This is a genomic window from Streptomyces sp. NPDC057307 (assembly GCF_042667665.1).
In the GTDB taxonomy this organism is placed as follows: Bacteria; Actinomycetota; Actinomycetes; order Streptomycetales; family Streptomycetaceae; genus Streptomyces.
The window spans coordinates 64975-80483 of sequence record NZ_JBHUZM010000014.1 but is presented as its reverse complement, the minus strand read 5'-3'; the positions used below and the strand labels follow the sequence as shown (position 1 = coordinate 80483).

Genomic DNA, 15509 nt, shown 5'->3' with positions numbered 1-15509 from the left:
TGCGGCACGGCGAAACTGAGGCGAGGCCGGCCATCGGCACCGGCGTACTCACTCCTCCAGATCGCCCGCCTTCTCCTTCCCCTCCCGCGTGTACAGCAGCAGGAAAGCGAAGACACCGGACAGTCCGGCCAGGGCACACGCGACCTCGGCGACGTCGGAGCCGAAGGTCGTCATCAGGGCGGCGGAGCCGATGGCGATGGCCGCCGTCTGGCCGGCGACCACGGCGAATCCGCAGATCAGGAAGAGAACGACCAGAACGCGGGTGGCGTTCAGACAGAACGTGTACATCTTCGTACTCCTTATCCGGGAATCCATATCGCTCCCACCACGATCAGGACGCCCATCAGATAGGAGGGCACAAGGTAGTAGAGCGTCACGGGTACGAAGATCCGCACCGGGTTGATGGAGGCGATCCCGGCGGCCACGTACAACGGTGCGGCCCCCGGCGGTGAGCAGCCTTCGGACGAGGCCCACACGATGACGGCGGCGAAGGCGATGTACGGCGGAACGTCGGCCGCCGTCAGGGCGGCGAAGGCGACGGGTCCGACGGCCGCCAGGGTGGAGGTCGTGTTGAGCGGGCCCGCGACGATCACGACGATCAGTCCCACCACGAGGGCGGCCACGATCTGCGGCACTCCCTCCAGGCGGTTGAGATAGGGCGTGAGCTGTTCGCCGATCCCCAGCGTCTCCAGCACGTTGGAGGCCGCGAAGGCGGCGACCATCGTGACGCCGATCAGGCCCAGTTTGGGGCTGATCTCCGACAGCAGTTTCCACCACTCTCCGCCGCCGCGCGGGAGCGCGCGGCGTTCGACGATCAGTCCGGCGATCAGCATCACCACCGGCAGCCAGAGCAGCAGCGGCACGGCGTCGGCGACGTCCAGCCCGCCCAGCCGGTCCCCGATGATGTCGCTCGTCGGCGACGCCGTCAGCACGATCGGTACCGCGATGGCGGCGATGACGATCAGTGAGGTCCAGCCTGCCGCGAAGGTCCGGCGCAGTGGATGGATGTCCTCGGGGGCCATCGCGCCCACGCCGCGCCGTTTGACGATGACGTAGGCGATGACCAGTCGCATCGCGACCATCCAGACGCCCGTGACGAAAATCGTGCCGACGACGTCCCGCGCGGCGAGGACCGGCAGGACGGTCGGCGCCGCGAGCAGGATGAAGAAGGCGCCGCTGAACGGGAAGGTGGCGCCGACACCCGCGTTTCCGGCCAGGATCAGCGCCGCGGTCTCGCCGCTCGCCTTGGAGCGCTTCATCCAGGGGATGGTGATGGATCCGATGGTCGCCACGATCGCCGCGCCGTTGTGCGCGACGGCACCGAAGAGACCGGCGGAGACCGTCGCCGCGTAGGCGGAGCCGCCCGTGCGGCGGCCCAGCAGCGAACTGAGGATGTCGATCATCCGCTGGACGAGGCCCGTTCTCGTCAGCAGTTCGCTGACGACGACGAAGGCCAGTGCGGCGAAGGTGATGTCCGACTTCAGCCCCTCCACGAGGCTGTCCCACGCGACGCGCGGCGCGTCCGTGCCGGCGAAAGCGGCGCAGGCGAGGAAGCCGATGACCATCGCCTCGCCGATGTTCCTCTTGAACCCCACGTTCCACACCAGGATGGCCCCGATGAAGGCGACCAGGGCGAATATCGCGTTCATGGGCGACACCCGTGGGCGCGGCGGGGAAGGCGGAGCGGGCCAGGGGCCGCGTACGGCTCAGTCCAGCGGTGGGACGTCAAGTCCCGCTTGACGGTACGCATCTCTGGCCTCCTCTCCGGTGAGGAACGTGTGCAGCTCACGGGCCCAGCTCCGTCCGGCGCCGACCGTGCCCAGCGCGACGGAGAACTCGGTGATGTGCTGGGCCCCCTCCGGCAGCGGTCCCACGACCTCGGCCTCGGGAACGAACAGCAGCTCACTCAGCTGCTGTACGGCCAGATCGGCCCGGCCGTCGACCACGGCGAGCGCGGTGAAGCCCTTCTCCACGACCGTGGCCCGCGCGTTCACCTCTTCGGCGATACCGAGCCGCTCCAGCAGTCCCGCGAAGTAAACCCCACTGGCCCCGGTACGCGAATAGGCGACGGAGCGGGCCGAGCGCAACGCGGTGACCAGCGCGTCGACCGTGTCGATCGCGGGCGGTTCGGCGCCGGGGGGCATGGCCAGTCCGATACCGGACCGCGCCACGTGCCGCAGTGAGGACCCGTCGATCACGCCCGACTCGACCAGGGCCGGGAACGAGCCGCTCACCCCGACCATGACATCGGGCCGGGCGCCCGCCCCGACTCTCCGCAGCAGCACGTTCGTCGGGTCGTACACGCCTTCCACGGCGATCCGGGTCTGCTCGGTGAACGCCGCGAGAAGCACGTCGTCGAGGGCTTTCTTCACCGCGAGCGCGCTGAAGAGGGACACCGTGTGCGGTGTATCCGGGGACATCTTCGTCCTTTCAGAGGGATGACGGAGGGGCCCGGGGAGCTGATCCGGGCATGGGGCGGCGAACCGGGGCGATTCCCGGTCCAGCGGGGGCTTTCTACGAGGGGGTTCTCGGGTGGTCAGCGGGACGCCGGGCGCAGTGCCCGGCGCTGGGGCGGCGTCAGCGGACGGGTGGCGGAGCCGCGCAGCAGGAGGAAGATCTTCGCTGTCTCCTCGATCTCCTCGGCCACCTCCAGCGCGCGCTCCGGATCCGCCGCGGCCACGACCGGCCCGTGGTTGCTCAGGAGCAGCGCCGCGTGCTCACCGGCCAGTGCCTCGGTGGCGGCGGCCAGCCGGCTGTCGCCGGGTGGGAAGTACGGCACCATCGGCAGCCGCCCGACGCGCATCGCGTAGTACGCGGTCAGTGGCGGCAGGACGTCGTCGTGGTCGACGTCCGCCAGGCACGAGACGGCCGCCGCGTACGGGGAGTGGGTGTGCACCACGGCCCCGTCGCGGGGTCTGGCACGCAACATCGCCGCGTGCAGGAACGCCTCCTTGGACGGCTTCGCGCCGGACACGGGGTTTCCGTCGGCGTCGATGACGGCCAGTTCCTCGGCGCGTACGGTGGCCAGGCTCGACCCGGTGGGTGTCACCAGGATGTGTTCGCCCGCGCGTACCGAGACGTTGCCCGTGCTGCCGTGGGTCAGCGAACGGGCGGCGACGGCCCGCGCGACGGCGATGAGACGGTCCCGCTCGTCGTTGTCACCCCGGCCGCTCACCGTGCGCCTCCCGGATCTGCCGGAGCTGCCGGGGCGGCCGAGACGTCGGTGAGCAGGCCGGGGCCGCCGAAGTTGCCGGACTTGAGCAGCAGCGCGAGGGGCCGGCCGGCCAGCGGATGGATCCACGGCACCCCGCGCGCGGCCTCCGTACCGACACGCGCGCCGGTGACCCCGAGTGCGGCGACCACCGCGCCGGACGTCTCGCCCCCGGCCGCGATCAGCCGGAGCACGCCGCGCCCGGCCAGCCCGGACGCGATCAGTCCGGTCGCCTCCTCCAGCACGGCGGCCGACCGCTCCGTGCCCAGCGCACGTTGTACCTCGCGCAGTTGTCGCGGGGCGACGGAGGAGTACAGGACAGGCGCGCCGCCGCCCGCGGGCAGTGCGTCGTACCAGGCGAGCGCGGCGTCGGCGAGCGCCACCGGATCGGGTGCGGCGACCGCGTCGAGGTAGTACATGGGTCTGCCCGCGTCGGCCAGTGCCGCGAGTTGCTCCAGGGTGCGGCGGGAACAGCTCCCGCTCAGTACGACCGCCGGTCCGCCCGGCGGGTCCCCGCTGCTGTCGTCGGTGTGGTCGGCGTTGCCGGTGTCCCCAGGCTCCTTCTCGCCGGTGGCGTAGGCGTACGCCAGTCCCGCCGCCAGCCCCGCGGCGCCCGCGACCAGTGGTGCGTCCAGCGCGGCCCGGCCCAGTGTGCGCAGGTCGCTCTCCTCGATCCCGTCGGTCAGTACGTAGCGCGCGCCGCGCGCCGCGGCGTCCGTCAGCGCGGCACGTACCGCCGCCGGTCCCCGCCGTACGGTGCCGAGCCCGATCAGGTCCACCTGCTCGCGCGTCTGCGCGCGCAGCAGCCGGGGCAGATACGAGTCCGTCATCGGGGTCACCGGATGATCACGCATATGCGACTCGCCGAGCAGGACGTCGTCCACGAACAGACAGCCCTGGTACTGGGTTCGCCGGTGTTCCGGCGAACTCGGGGTCAGCGGTACGGGACCGGCGCCGGTCGCCTCGGCCAGGGCGTCCAGGACCGGGCCGATGTTGCCGCGCGGCGTCGAGTCGAACGTCGAGCAGAACTTGAAGTAGATCTGCCCCGCGCCCTGTTCGCGCAGCCACTCCAGAGCGGCCATGGACGACGCGACGGCGTCGGCGGCAGGCACCATCCGGGACTTCAGCGCGACCACCAAGGCGTCGTGCTGGGGCAGTTGGGTCGGGGGCCCCTCGCTCGCACCGTCCGGCACGCCGAAGAACAGCAGCGTCCTCAGCCCGGCGCGGCGCAGCGCCACCGCGACGTCGGTCGCGCCGGTGAAGTCGTCGGCGATGACCCCGAGCGGCGCACCGCCGCCCGTCGGCTCCGTCTCCCGCCCTTCCTGACGCTCGTTCATACGGGCCTCCCTTCGAGTGCGGAGCGCAGGGCCACTGCCGCGGCCTGTGGACCGGAGATGACGGGCAGCCCCAGCGCGGCGGACAGCGGCTCGGCGGCGGGTGCCAGCGAGTACTGGGCGAGCAGCACCGCGTCGGCCCCGGCGGCGTACGGCAGACACGCTTTCCGCAGCGCCTCGGCCAACGCGGGGGTGTCGTCGTGGCGGGCCGCATCGAAGGCGTCGGGCGCCACCACTCCGACCGCCCCCGTCGCCGAGCCGGCCGCTGCGGCGGCCGCGGCGAATCGGGCCATCGAGTCGTAGGCCGCGGCCTCGAACGAGGCGATCACCAGCACGCGGCCGAAGCCCGAGGACCACGCTCGCGTGAACGCGGCCGTGTCGGGTGCCAGCAGCGGGACCGTCGTCTCGATCTCGTCGGTGACGGGGCCGTACAGCGAACACGTCAGCAGCACCCCGTCGGCCCCGCCGGCCAGCGCGTAGACGATCAGCCCGCGCATCCGGTCCACGAGGGCGGGCGGCAGGGGTCCTTCGGCCGGCGCGTCGGTCAGCAGCCGGTCGTCCAGCAGGTTCCACGGCTCGGCCGCCGGGAACTCCTCGGCCAGTCCCGCGACCGCCGGGGCGACGGCGGTGGGGGTGGCACTGATCAGCGCGATCCTCGGCGCCCGGCCCCGGGCGGGCTCCCCGCCGCTCATCGGGACGCCTCCGGCGCGGTGCCCGGTACGGCGGTCAGCTCGGTGAGCCAGGACAGCCCGTTCACCGTGCCGTCGGCCGGGCGGTACTCGCAGCCGATCCAGCCCTCGTACGCGGCGTCCAGCAGCGTGCCGAAGACGCGCGGCCAGGAGACTTCGCCGCTGCCCGGCTCGGTCCGGTCCGGTGGGTCGGCGATCTGGATGTGGCGGACGCGGGGCAGTTGTTCGCGCAGCGTCCGGACGAGGTCACCTTCCTGGACCTGGACGTGGTAGACGTCGAGGAGCAGCCCGATTCCGTCGCCGCCGAGCGCTTCCACGACGGCGGCGGCCCGCGCCTGGGTGTCCAGCAGGAAGCCGGGCGCGTCGCGGCCGTTCTGTGCCTCGATGACCAGGCACACCCCCGTACCGCGCGCCCGCTCCACCGCCCAGGCGAGGTTGGTGACGAGCGTGGCGAACGCCAGGTCGTGGCTGACGCCTGGGGGCCGTACACCGCCCAGTACATGCAGGAAGTCGCTGCCCAGCCCGACCGCGTGGTCGAGGCCGCGCTCCAGGTCGGCGCGGAAGCGGTCCGTGTCACCGGGCAGACACGCCGAGCCCGCCCGCCGGGGTGAACCCGGCTCACCCACAGGGGTGTTGATCAGTACCTGGTGCAGCCCCGCGTCGGTGAGGCGCCGGCGCAGCAGGGCGGCCGGGTACGGGTAGGGGTCGGCGTACTCGACACCGGTGAAGCCCGCGGCTGCCGCGGCGTCGAACCGCTCCTCGAAGGGGACTTCGGTGAACAGCCACTTCAGATTCGCGTCGAAGCGCAGCCCGTTCGGCGCCCGCATCAGCGTGCTCCGGCGCCGGCCCCGGCGACCGCGTAGCCGGGGTTGACCAGATGCGCCGGATCGCGACCGGCGAGCAGGTCGATCACCTGACCGGCGGCCATGGCTCCGGACCTGGCGCGGGCCTCGACGGTGGCGGCGCCGATGTGCGCGGTCACCAGGACGCTGTCGAGCGCCCGTAGCCTGCTACCGGCGGGCAGCGGCTCGCTCTCGACCACGTCCAGCGCGGCGCCGGCCAGCCGGCCGCCCTCGATCGCGTCGGCGAGCGCGTCCTCGTCCACGACCCCGCCCCGCGCGGTGTTGATCAGATACGCGCCGGGCTTCATCAGGCGCAGCGCGGCGGCGTCGATCAGATGCCGGGTGGTCTCGTTCAGGGAGATGTGCAGGGTGAGGAAGTCCGCCTCGGCCAGTACGTCGTCCAGGGGCAGCGCCCGGGCGCCGGTCTCCGCCAGGAAGTCCTCGTCCAGCCGGGGGTCGTGGGCGACGACCCGCATGCCGAGCGCGAGTGCGGCCCGGGCGACGGTCTTGCCGATGGAGCCGAGGCCGACGACGCCGAGCGTCGTGCCGTACAACTCCCGCCCGCTGTCCTGTGTCCAGCCGCCGGCGCGTACGGCGGCGAGGTTCTGGGGGATGCGCCGGGCGCAGTTCAGCATCAGCGCCAGGACGTGTTCGGCGACGGAGACCCGGTTGGCGCCCGGCGTGAACGTGACCGCGACGCCCCGCCGGGTCGCCGTGGCCACGTCGATGTTGTCGTAACCGGCGCCGCAGCGGCCGAAGACCCGCAGTCCCGGCGCCGCCTCGATGACCTCGGCGGGGAAGGCGTCGGTGCCGGCGACGATGCCCGCCACGTCCGTGACGTACTCCGTCAGGCTGCGCCCGGCCGCCTCCCGGTCGGCGCGCCGGGCGAAGACCGTCTCGAGGCCGGCGTCCCGGAGCATCGTGTCGACCGCTCCCCCGGGTTCGAGATACGGCGTGGTCACGAGCACGCGGGGCGCACGTTTCTTCGGGGGCTGTTGCGTCATGACAAGTCCTCTGTGGTCTGCGCTCTCGCGTCGGCGGTGTCGCGTCGGCGTTCATCTCAACACCTCGGGACTATAATATAGGATTGCTTCAAATACTATAGCCGCGTGTCCATGTGTGTGATCACAGGGAGAGGGGCCGCGCTACCATCGGGCGACGAAGGAGACTCGCATGACTAGGCGCCCGTCCGATCGGCAGCCGCTGGCCGATCAGATGTACGACGTGTTGCTAGGGCAGTTCATGGACGGACTGTGGTCACCGGGCCAGTCGCTCAACATCGGCGCCCTGACCCGCGAGTTGAACGTCAGCCAGACCCCGCTGCGTGAGGCTCTCGCCCGGCTCGAACACACCGGTCTGGTACGCCGCGAGGCGCTCAAGGGCTACCGGGTCGCTCCCCTGTTCAGCGAGACCGAGTTGATCAAGCTGATGGACGCGCGGCTCGTACTGGAACCGACCCTCACGTACGAGGCGGGCCGCCGTACCACCCCCGAATTCCTCCAGGACGTCGCCGCGAGCATCGAGGAGCTGCGCCGCTGCGCGGAGGGGGACGGCTCACAGTCGGTACGGGCCTACCTGTCGGCCGACGAACGCTTCCACTTCCTGATCGCCCGGCAGTCGGGCAATCCCTTCCTGGAGTCGGCCTACCGCTCGCTGGGCGGCCATGTGCAGCGCTTCCGCCTCTTCACCGAACTCGGCTCCTCCGACGCGGAGTCACCCGCGCACGACCACGCCGCCGTCTATGACGCGCTGGCCGCCGGGGACGCGCAGGGCGCCGCCGATCGCATGCGGCAGCACATCGAGAACGCGAAGACGCGTGCCCTGAGGGACCGCCAGGCCGTGACGGTCGACTGACGCGCCGGCGGCCGACGACCCGGCGACCCGCCGACTCGGCGGCGGGACGACTCGGCGGCGGGACGACCCTGCGGCCTGACGGCGCGGGTGCGCGGGTGCGCGGCGGTTGATCCGGTCAAGGGGAATCGGGATCCCAGGCCACGGGGAGCACGGCCGGTTTGGTGAAGAACAGGTCGAGTTCCCAGGGGATGTCGTGCTCGGAGACGGCGAGCAGCAGGGTGGGAAAGCGGGTGAAGAGTGCCTGGTAGGCGGTGTGGAGGAACATCCGGGACAGCGAGGCGCCCAGGCAGAAGTGCGGGCCGGCGCCGAAGGTCGCGGTGCCGTCCGTGCGGCGGTGGATGTTGAACTTGGCGGGGTTGCGGTAGTGCGCCGGATCCCAGGTCGCGCCCAGCATCGGGGTGCACACGCGGTCGCCCTTGGCGATGGTCACGTCGTGGAGACGTACGTCCTCGGTCGCGACCCTCGGCATGCCCAGTACACCGTTGTGGTGGTAGCGCAGGATCTCCTCGACGGCCTTCGGCCACAGAGCGGGGTCGTCGAGACAGTCCCTGAGTGCCGGCGGATGGGTCAGCAGGGTGACGACTCCGGTACCCAGTGGCGAGACCAGAGGTTCGGAGCCGGTGACGAACAGGTACGCCACGGTGCCCTGTAGTTCCGTCTCGCTGATCTCGTCCTCCGCCACCGCCTCGATGAGCGCCTCGATCGGCCCTTCCGCCCGGCCTGCCGTGTTCGTACGCCGTTTGGCCTCGACGACCTCGCCGGTGAACTCGATGACGGCCTCGGTGGCCGCGGCGACTTCCTGGGGGCTGACCGCCAGGTTGGTCTGCGTCCGGAAGAAGGAGTGGTACTTCTCCCGCTGCTCCACCGGCACGCGCAGGATCTCCGAACTCACCGCCAGGGGCAGCGGAGCCGCGTAGGCGGGGACCAGATCCGCCGGGTTCAGGCCCTCGGCCATGGCGTCGAGGAGCCGGTCCGCGTGCCGCCGCACCATGGGCCGGTACGTCTCCACGCCGCCCCGGGTGTAGAAGCGGCTGATCACGTGCCGTACCCGGTTGTGGTCGGGCGGGTCGAGGTTGAAGATCCCGCCGGCCATGGAGGTGAAGTCCTCCCCCACGAACCGTGGTGCCCCTTCATGGACCAGGTCACGGGAGAACCGGGCATCGGTGAGGATCCGCGTGATGTCGTCCTTGCGGGTCGCCATCCACACCCGGGTGCCCGACGGCAGTCGTACCGGACAGACGGGCCGGTGCTTGCGCGCCCACTCCAGAACAGGCGGCGGGGTGCCCAACTCCCCCGGCGGAAACGGGTATCGCAGCGGCAGAGCCGGGTCGGACACCGTACTCATGAGTGTGCTCCTCGCTGCGCGTCGTCCATCCGGCGGTGGTAGACGAACACCGAACTCTCGGTCCCGAATACCGCGGGCGCGTCGACGACCAGCGGGAGTTCGGCGATCGGGTAGCTGACCGCCCGGTCGACCTGTGCCTCGGTGGGCTCTGCGGCGAGCAGGGTTGGACGACGAAGTCTGACGTCATGACCGTGACTCCTTCAGTCGGTTCGGGGGGTGGACGGTTCGGCCCTCGGGCCGGCGTCCGCCTGGATGATCAACGCGTGCGGGCAGGACAGATAGGCGGCCCAGTGGTCCTCGCCGTACTCCTCGCGGCCCTTCTCGGAGACCTCGGGCCGAATCCAGGAGATGTGGTCGAAGCCCGCTGCCCGCAGGGCCTGTTCGTGTGCCGCGGCCGACCAGCAGAAGAAGTCCACGTCCAGGACCTCTTCTCCGATCCACGCCGTCATGTGCCCCGGGGCGCCCTCGCGCCGGGGCCGGGGCGCACTCAGCCGCATGCCGTAGGGCCGGTAGTACTGGGGATCGGGTGCGAAGGCCGGGTTGAGAATCGCGGCCACGAACCGGCCGCCCCGCTCGCACAGGGCCCGCCGGGCCGTCGTGCAGAAGGCCGCCAGCGCCGCCTGGGTCGGGGCGTAGGGAAGCACATAGACCGCTGTGACCACGTCGAACTGTCCGGCGAATGCCGTCGAGGCGAGGGATGTCGACCCGGAGGCGTCCGAGATGTCGGAGACATCCGCGGCGAGATACTCCACGCCCAGCTTCTCGTGCTCCTCACGACGGCGCGCGTACTCCACCATCGCCGTCGACTCGTCCACCCCTACCACCCGTGCCGCGCCCTCGTGGCGCAGCCGGCGGACATACGCTCCGCTGCCGCACCCCAGATCCAGCACGTCGCGTCCGGTGACGCCGCCGACCGCGCGAAAGACGCTGTACGCCTCGATGTGTTCGCGGAACGGCATCTCCTCGACGCTGTGTTCGTACGCGGCCACTGCCGTATCGAACTGGGACTCCACATCTGCCTCCTTGATTTCCGCGTATCCGATTCGCGGGCGGCGCGGGCGGCGCGGGCGGCGCGGGCGGGCGCCAAGGGGAAGGGACGGTGTCGGGCGGAGCCCTTCCGGCCCGGACGGCCGCGCTGACGTACCGATGGGGTACGTGCGGTGAGGTCATGGGGAATGCCCATCGTGCTGCCACGCAAGGCGTGATGGCCTTCGCGACGGTGCCGGCGCACCCGCGGGTTTCTCTCACCTGTCTCCACCCTCGGAGTCACGAGGCGGGCCCGGAAGGGGGGTGGAGGGACGGAGCCGTTGCGTGCGTTGCGAGCTTGCGCGCTTGTGAGTCACCACACCGTCAGCCGGCACGCGTTTGCGAGCCGGCGTCGTCCGTGGCGTCATCCACAAGGGTGCGTCGGAAAACGATTCTTCGGGTGAACACATACCGCTCGCGTCGTCCGTGCGCCAGACAGCGGCCCGGTTCGGACTAAAACCCAGTCATGGATGATCCGTTCGCTCTCAGTCCCCTGAACCGCCCCGAGGAATCAGGGGCTTCCCGCGAAGAACAGCAGACAGGCCAGAAGCCCCCCGGAAATACCGTCCGTCGCTGGTGGCCGGCCGGTTGGGCTCTCTGGTGGCCGGGGCTCACCGAACGAGCCCGCCCGGCCCTCGGTTCAAAGCGTCGCGGCCTCTTCCGTAAGGAGGGCGACATCGGGGTGGGCGCTGTAGGGGCGCAGCGACTGACGCATGGTGGTGAGGGAGGCGGTGACACGGGCCGAGCGGAGACCCGGGTAGTCGATGAGGAACCGCTTCCAGGTGGTGACGGATTGTTCGAGATTCCCCTGGAGAAGCTGTGATTCGGCCAGGAGCGCTGTCGTCAGCGCCCTGGCCCGGCGGGCCTGTGGGGCACGGGTGCGCAGGGAGGCGTTGAACGCGCGGTCGGCCGCCGGATGGTCCCGGAGCGCCGTCAGGGTCCGGGCCCGCTGGAAGTACAGGGCCGCGGCCGGGTAGCTGCCGAAGGGGTCGGACGGGTCCTGGTCCGCGCCGTCGTGGAGAACTTCCGCGGCGCGCAGGGCCCGCAGCGCCCGGGGCCGGTCCTCGGCCTTCGCGTGGGCCAGGGCCAGATGGGACTGGGTGAAGGACTGGGTCAGCGGCGAGGTGTGGCGGCCGGCGGTGGTGGCGGCCTGTTCGGTCAGGACGAGCGCGGGTTGCCCGTGCCCCAGTTCCAGCGCGTGGGAGGCGAGAGCCCTGAGAGCGATGGTGTACGTGCTGGGGTCCTCGGCTTCGGCGGCCAGGTGGGCGGCCGTGCGGTGATAGTGCTGGGCCAGTGCGTCGGCGCCGTCGTCGGCGCACATGTTGCCCAGAAGAACGGTGAGTTGGGCCGCGTGTGTGAGGAGCTGCCGGTGCGCTTCCTCGCCGGCCTCGGCGAGGAGCCAGGGGGTGACGTCGTCGGCGAGATAGGTGGTGAGTGCGGTACGGGCGTGGCCGCCGCCGAATGCCCCGGCCAGCGAGGCGAAGAAGACCGTCATGCCCTGGAGCGCCTCCACCTCGGCGCGCCCCACACGCCGGCCGACCACGGCTCCCGCGCGGCGGGCCGTGGCCCGCGCCCGAAGGTCCTCCCAGTCCGGGACCGTCAGGGCGGCGAGACTGTAGACGTCCACGCCCAGGAGCTTTCCCCGGTTGGGATCCAGTTGGCTGTTGGTGAGCTTGGCCAGTCGGTGCACGGGATGTGCCTCCCAGGTCCAGTCCGGTATTCGGGCGGGGGCTTGGGTGAGCCCGGCGTCGACGGCGGCCGGCGGTCTGCCCAGACGCCGGGCGAGTGCCTCAAGAAGGTAGGCGGGCGGGGGGGGGGACGCGGACGGGCGCCCGCCAGCCAGCGGGTCACTGTCGAGCGGTTCACGGTGAGGTCGTGACCGTGCTCGGCGGCCACCACCGAGACGGCGTAGGCCAGTTGGGCCGCGCTCCATCCCGCCTCCTCACGAAGCCGCCCGAGCCGTGTGTTGGGTTGCCGAGAGGACACCGCTTCCCCGTTCCCGCCCCTAGAGCCTTTGAAGGCACGCCCTGGGGCGTGCCTTCGAAGTGCCGGTCGGACCGGTGGCCGGACGATGTGCTCCCCACCACCGGGGCCGTTGAGGGGGAGTTACCCGCCCGGGTCGCTCGCTCAACCCGGCACGCGGCGAACGGCCTCGACCATGTCTGTCCGGCGCTCGACCGTCAGCTCGACCGTCAAGAGGAAGTACGGCGAGCCCCGAGACTCACCCGCCCGCCGAGGTGTGTGGGGCGCCTTACGGTGTGTAGACGGCGTCGGCGCCGTACAGCTGCCTGGTGAACGCGGAGACGTCGGCGCTGCGATTCGCCCCGTCGAGGTTGTACGTCAGAAAGACGCCGTATCCCTCGCTGACGGTGCGGCGGGCGAGGTCGGCGGCCGTGCTCTGCGCGGTCCCGCCGATCTCGACGGCCGCCGGCGACAGTTTCGACTTGGGCAGTGCGATGCCGGGCACCTGCCAGCTGCCGTAGTACGGGTTCCAGGCGTAGTCGAACGTGGACGAGATGTCGACGCCGCCGTAGGAGAGCCGCGTCGCGGCCGGGCCGATGTTGTAGAGGCTGATGATCTTGTCCGGCATGTTCGCGCGCAGTGCCGACACCAGGTGCACGAACGAGCTGTCGTTCGGCTGGCCGGTCCCGTTGGTGCCGTACTTGGCGTACTCGTCGTCGAAGTCGATGCCGTCGAGCCCGTACGTGGCCACGGTGTCCGACAGTTGCTTCGCGAACGCCGAAGCCGCCTGCTGGCTGGGGAAGTTGGCGAAGCCGGCGCCCTGGTGGTTGCCGAGCACCGAGAGGACGACCTTGATGCCCTTCTGCTGCAACGGCCGTATCTGCGTGGCCGCGTTGTCGAGGACGCGCCGCACGTTCTCGTTGAAGTGCAGATACGCCGCCTTCGTGCCCGTGTCGTAGTTGATGTTCGCCGCGAAGATCACGGCGACGTCGAAGACGTTGTCCCCGCCACCGGCGAGGGTGTACTTGCCGACGTTGAGCATGCTGTTGTTGTTCACCTCGACGTACGCCACCGAGGTCGGTCCCTGTTTCGCGGGGGCGGGAGCGGGAGTTGGGGCAGGAGCGGGGGCCGCTGCCGCGCCGGTCGTGGCGGTCGTGCCGAAGGCGAGGGCCGCGACGGCCGAGAGTGCGAGCGCGGCCGTCCGTACTCTGTTCCGTACCAGACTGAACATCGTGGATCGGTCTCCCATCGCATGGGTCGGCGCCCGACCTGTTCGAAAGCGCCGAGTGAGCCTTCCGAGCTTTCCGCTCCCATGACCGAATCCCGGGAAACTTGGGTGAACTCTCACGACTCCCACGCATGTCCCACCGCAACCCGGCACCCCGGCAAGGGAGTTCACCCCGCGGCAACCGGAACGCGGCCAGGTCAGGGACCGGGCCGATCTCTTCGGCGACTTGTGTTACGCGGATGCCCGGGTGTGGCAAAGTCGTGCTGGTGGATGAACTGCGACCCCAAGATCCCGCGCGAATAGGCGTGTGGCGGATTCTCGCCCGGCTCGGCACGGGCGGCATGGGACAGGTGTATCTCGGGCGTTCGCCGGGCGGCCGGCTGGTGGCGGTGAAGGTGATCCGCGACGAGATCAGTGACCATCCGGAGTCGCTGGCCCGGTTCCGCCGGGAAGCCGCGACCATGGAGACCGTACGGAGCCCCTACTCCGCCCAGTTGATCGAGGCGTCGCTCGACGCGTCCCCGTACTGGCTGGCCACCGAGTACGTGCCGGGACCCACACTGCGCGACGCCGTACTCACGGGCGGCCCGTTCCCGGCCGAGAGCGCGCTGCGGCTGTTCGCCGCGCTCGCGGAGGGGCTGGCCACGGTCCATGTCCACGGGGTCACGCACCGGGATCTGAAACCGCAGAACGTCATCCTCGCGCCGCAGGGACCGCAGCTGATCGACTTCGGTATCGCCCGAGGACTTGAGCGGACGGTCCTCACCCAGGTCGGAATGGCACCGGGAACACCCGGGTACGCCGCGCCCGAGGTTCTCCTCCGTAATGAGGTCGGCCCGGCCGCGGACATCTTCGCGCTGGGGGCGACGATCGCCTACACCGCGACGGGCCTGCCTCCGTACGGAGGCGGCGACGCCTCGGCGGTGAGCTACCGGACCGTTCACGAGGACATCGATCTGACGGGCGTACGGGACGATCTGGCCGCGCTGATCAGGCGGTGCGTCGCCAAGGACCCCGCGGACCGGCCCGAGTTGGCCGCCGTGATCGCCGGGTGCGCGGTGGACTCGGCGCTGGCCTCGGACGCTCACTACCGGTCGGTGGCCCGCGACGCGGAAGCCGTGCCTGATGCCGTACCGGAGGCCGTAGCGGAGCACGCGGCCGCGGCCGCAGCCGCCGCCAAGCCCGAGCCGGAGCCGGAGTCGGAGCGCGTGTCCGCCACGGGGTCCCCCGGGCCCGGACGCTGGGGGTACGACGAGACCACCCCGTACGCCGCGCCGGACCCGCAACCGCCTCCCGCCGCCCGGCCCCGGCGCCGCAAGGGCTGGCTCGCGGTGGGCGCCGTCGCGGTCGTCGTACCGTTGGCGCTCTGGCTGCTCCCCGGACAGGGCGACAAGGACCAGGACTCCGAGGCGGCGCCCACGAGCGGGAACACCGCCACCGGGAGCACCACGTCCGCGCCGAGCACCAAGGACGATCCGGCGAAGGGCCCACCGGACCACATCGTGAGCGACCGGGACTCGCAGGACCGTTGGACCCTGTCCGACGATCCGGAGGAGGCTTCCCATCGCATGGGCTCCTGCGACCTGGCCAGCATCGCCGACTCCGACCCGCCGATGGACATGCAGTCCTCCGTCTCGCACACCACCGGCTCGGACACCGCCTCGATGTCGTTCCGGCCCAAGGACGCCGGGAACGGGAAGCGCCCCGCGCCGTACTACGTGGCCGTCGGGATACGCCCTCCGCACGAGACCGACCGCACCACCGGGCGCCCTCTCAAGTCGGTGGGTAAGGGCATCGGCTTCACCAGCAAGCCCGTCGACCTCTACTCGAAGTGGTCCTCGGGCGGCACCATCAAGCTCCGGTACCCCAAGGACTTCCAGGCCCACTTCGACGGCCGGACCGTCGACGCGATCCCGGTGAGCGCGGACCGGGGTGACTGGACCGTGGTGATCTACCACGTCGAGGGCGGACCCACGAAGTTCACGTCCATCGTGTGCAACGGCTTCCGCGCGTAGGAC

Annotated in this window: 16 protein-coding genes; 2 read left to right on the top strand and 14 right to left on the bottom strand. The window is 71.0% G+C overall.

The window, feature by feature from the left end:
* Nucleotides 1-48: 48 nt before the first annotated feature.
* The 8 genes from ACFUN8_RS08760 to ACFUN8_RS08725 all read right to left on the bottom strand — a co-directional run bounded on the left by ACFUN8_RS08760 (nt 49) and on the right by ACFUN8_RS08725 (nt 7080).
* Entirely contained in the window at nt 49-288 is a 240-nt protein-coding gene (locus ACFUN8_RS08760) for a hypothetical protein (RefSeq protein ID WP_383633604.1), read from the bottom strand.
* 11 nt (nt 289-299) lie between these two features.
* Nucleotides 300-1649, bottom strand: coding sequence for a TRAP transporter large permease subunit (locus tag ACFUN8_RS08755; protein WP_383633601.1), 1350 nt, complete (start codon nt 1647-1649; stop codon nt 300-302).
* Nucleotides 1650-1706: 57 nt separating this feature from the next.
* Nucleotides 1707-2420, bottom strand: a complete 714-nt coding sequence (locus ACFUN8_RS08750; protein ID WP_383633597.1) for a substrate-binding domain-containing protein — start codon at nt 2418-2420, stop codon at nt 1707-1709.
* Between the two features lie 116 nt (nt 2421-2536).
* Nucleotides 2537-3175 (bottom strand): class II aldolase/adducin family protein, encoded by a 639-nt coding sequence (locus ACFUN8_RS08745; protein WP_383633594.1) that lies wholly within the window; start codon nt 3173-3175, stop codon nt 2537-2539.
* Nucleotides 3172-4548, bottom strand: a complete 1377-nt coding sequence (gene otnK, locus ACFUN8_RS08740) for a 3-oxo-tetronate kinase (protein WP_383633591.1) — start codon at nt 4546-4548, stop codon at nt 3172-3174. The genes ACFUN8_RS08745 and otnK overlap by 4 nt, the downstream gene beginning before the upstream one ends.
* Complete coding sequence (locus tag ACFUN8_RS08735) at nt 4545-5237, bottom strand: aspartate/glutamate racemase family protein (RefSeq protein WP_383633588.1); 693 nt, start codon at nt 5235-5237, stop codon at nt 4545-4547. Before ACFUN8_RS08735 ends, otnK begins: the two co-directional genes overlap by 4 nt.
* Entirely contained in the window at nt 5234-6061 is an 828-nt protein-coding gene (locus ACFUN8_RS08730; protein WP_383633585.1) for a hydroxypyruvate isomerase family protein, read from the bottom strand. Before ACFUN8_RS08730 ends, ACFUN8_RS08735 begins: the two co-directional genes overlap by 4 nt.
* A complete protein-coding gene (locus ACFUN8_RS08725) occupies nt 6061-7080 on the bottom strand; it encodes a phosphoglycerate dehydrogenase (RefSeq protein WP_383633582.1) in 1020 nt (339 codons plus the stop codon). Before ACFUN8_RS08725 ends, ACFUN8_RS08730 begins: the two co-directional genes overlap by 1 nt.
* Nucleotides 7081-7249: 169 nt before the next feature.
* On the opposite strand from ACFUN8_RS08725, the gene ACFUN8_RS08720 reads away from it, so the two are divergent.
* Nucleotides 7250-7930 (top strand): GntR family transcriptional regulator, encoded by a 681-nt coding sequence (locus ACFUN8_RS08720; protein ID WP_383633579.1) that lies wholly within the window; start codon nt 7250-7252, stop codon nt 7928-7930.
* Between the two features lie 115 nt (nt 7931-8045).
* Here the strand turns inward: ACFUN8_RS08720 and ACFUN8_RS08715 are convergent, their stop codons facing one another.
* The 6 genes from ACFUN8_RS08715 to ACFUN8_RS08690 all read right to left on the bottom strand — a co-directional run bounded on the left by ACFUN8_RS08715 (nt 8046) and on the right by ACFUN8_RS08690 (nt 13494).
* Nucleotides 8046-9275 carry a cytochrome P450 gene (locus ACFUN8_RS08715; RefSeq protein ID WP_383633575.1) on the bottom strand — a complete coding sequence of 410 codons (1230 nt, stop codon included), beginning with the start codon at nt 9273-9275 and terminating at the stop codon, nt 8046-8048.
* Entirely contained in the window at nt 9272-9436 is a 165-nt protein-coding gene (locus ACFUN8_RS08710) for a tRNA-dependent cyclodipeptide synthase (RefSeq protein WP_383633640.1), read from the bottom strand. Before ACFUN8_RS08710 ends, ACFUN8_RS08715 begins: the two co-directional genes overlap by 4 nt.
* A gap of 39 nt (nt 9437-9475) precedes the next feature.
* Entirely contained in the window at nt 9476-10303 is an 828-nt protein-coding gene (locus tag ACFUN8_RS08705) for a class I SAM-dependent methyltransferase (RefSeq protein WP_383633637.1), read from the bottom strand.
* A gap of 638 nt (nt 10304-10941) precedes the next feature.
* Entirely contained in the window at nt 10942-11991 is a 1050-nt protein-coding gene (locus ACFUN8_RS08700) for a hypothetical protein (protein WP_383633649.1), read from the bottom strand.
* Nucleotides 11901-12287: a helix-turn-helix domain-containing protein gene (locus tag ACFUN8_RS08695; protein ID WP_383633572.1), complete on the bottom strand. Its 387-nt coding sequence runs from the start codon at nt 12285-12287 to the stop codon at nt 11901-11903. Before ACFUN8_RS08695 ends, ACFUN8_RS08700 begins: the two co-directional genes overlap by 91 nt.
* 265 nt (nt 12288-12552) lie before the next feature.
* Complete coding sequence (locus tag ACFUN8_RS08690) at nt 12553-13494, bottom strand: endo-beta-N-acetylglucosaminidase H (RefSeq protein WP_383633569.1); 942 nt, start codon at nt 13492-13494, stop codon at nt 12553-12555.
* A 263-nt stretch (nt 13495-13757) separates the two neighbouring features.
* Here ACFUN8_RS08690 and ACFUN8_RS08685 point away from each other — a divergent pair, with 263 nt between their 5' ends.
* Nucleotides 13758-15506: a serine/threonine-protein kinase gene (locus ACFUN8_RS08685; protein WP_383633566.1), complete on the top strand. Its 1749-nt coding sequence runs from the start codon at nt 13758-13760 to the stop codon at nt 15504-15506.
* Nucleotides 15507-15509: the final 3 nt, after the last annotated feature.

Coding starts and splice junctions, on each gene's coding strand:
- ACFUN8_RS08760 (WP_383633604.1), bottom strand. CDS start 288: ATGTACACGTTCTGTCTGAACGCCACCCGCGTTCTGGTCGTTCTCTTC.
- ACFUN8_RS08755 (WP_383633601.1), bottom strand. CDS start 1,649: ATGAACGCGATATTCGCCCTGGTCGCCTTCATCGGGGCCATCCTGGTG.
- ACFUN8_RS08750 (WP_383633597.1), bottom strand. CDS start 2,420: ATGTCCCCGGATACACCGCACACGGTGTCCCTCTTCAGCGCGCTCGCG.
- otnK (WP_383633591.1), bottom strand. CDS start 4,548: ATGAACGAGCGTCAGGAAGGGCGGGAGACGGAGCCGACGGGCGGCGGT.
- ACFUN8_RS08735 (WP_383633588.1), bottom strand. CDS start 5,237: ATGAGCGGCGGGGAGCCCGCCCGGGGCCGGGCGCCGAGGATCGCGCTG.
- ACFUN8_RS08730 (WP_383633585.1), bottom strand. CDS start 6,061: ATGCGGGCGCCGAACGGGCTGCGCTTCGACGCGAATCTGAAGTGGCTG.
- ACFUN8_RS08725 (WP_383633582.1), bottom strand. CDS start 7,080: ATGACGCAACAGCCCCCGAAGAAACGTGCGCCCCGCGTGCTCGTGACC.
- ACFUN8_RS08720 (WP_383633579.1), top strand. CDS start 7,250: ATGACTAGGCGCCCGTCCGATCGGCAGCCGCTGGCCGATCAGATGTAC.
- ACFUN8_RS08715 (WP_383633575.1), bottom strand. CDS start 9,275: ATGAGTACGGTGTCCGACCCGGCTCTGCCGCTGCGATACCCGTTTCCG.
- ACFUN8_RS08690 (WP_383633569.1), bottom strand. CDS start 13,494: ATGTTCAGTCTGGTACGGAACAGAGTACGGACGGCCGCGCTCGCACTC.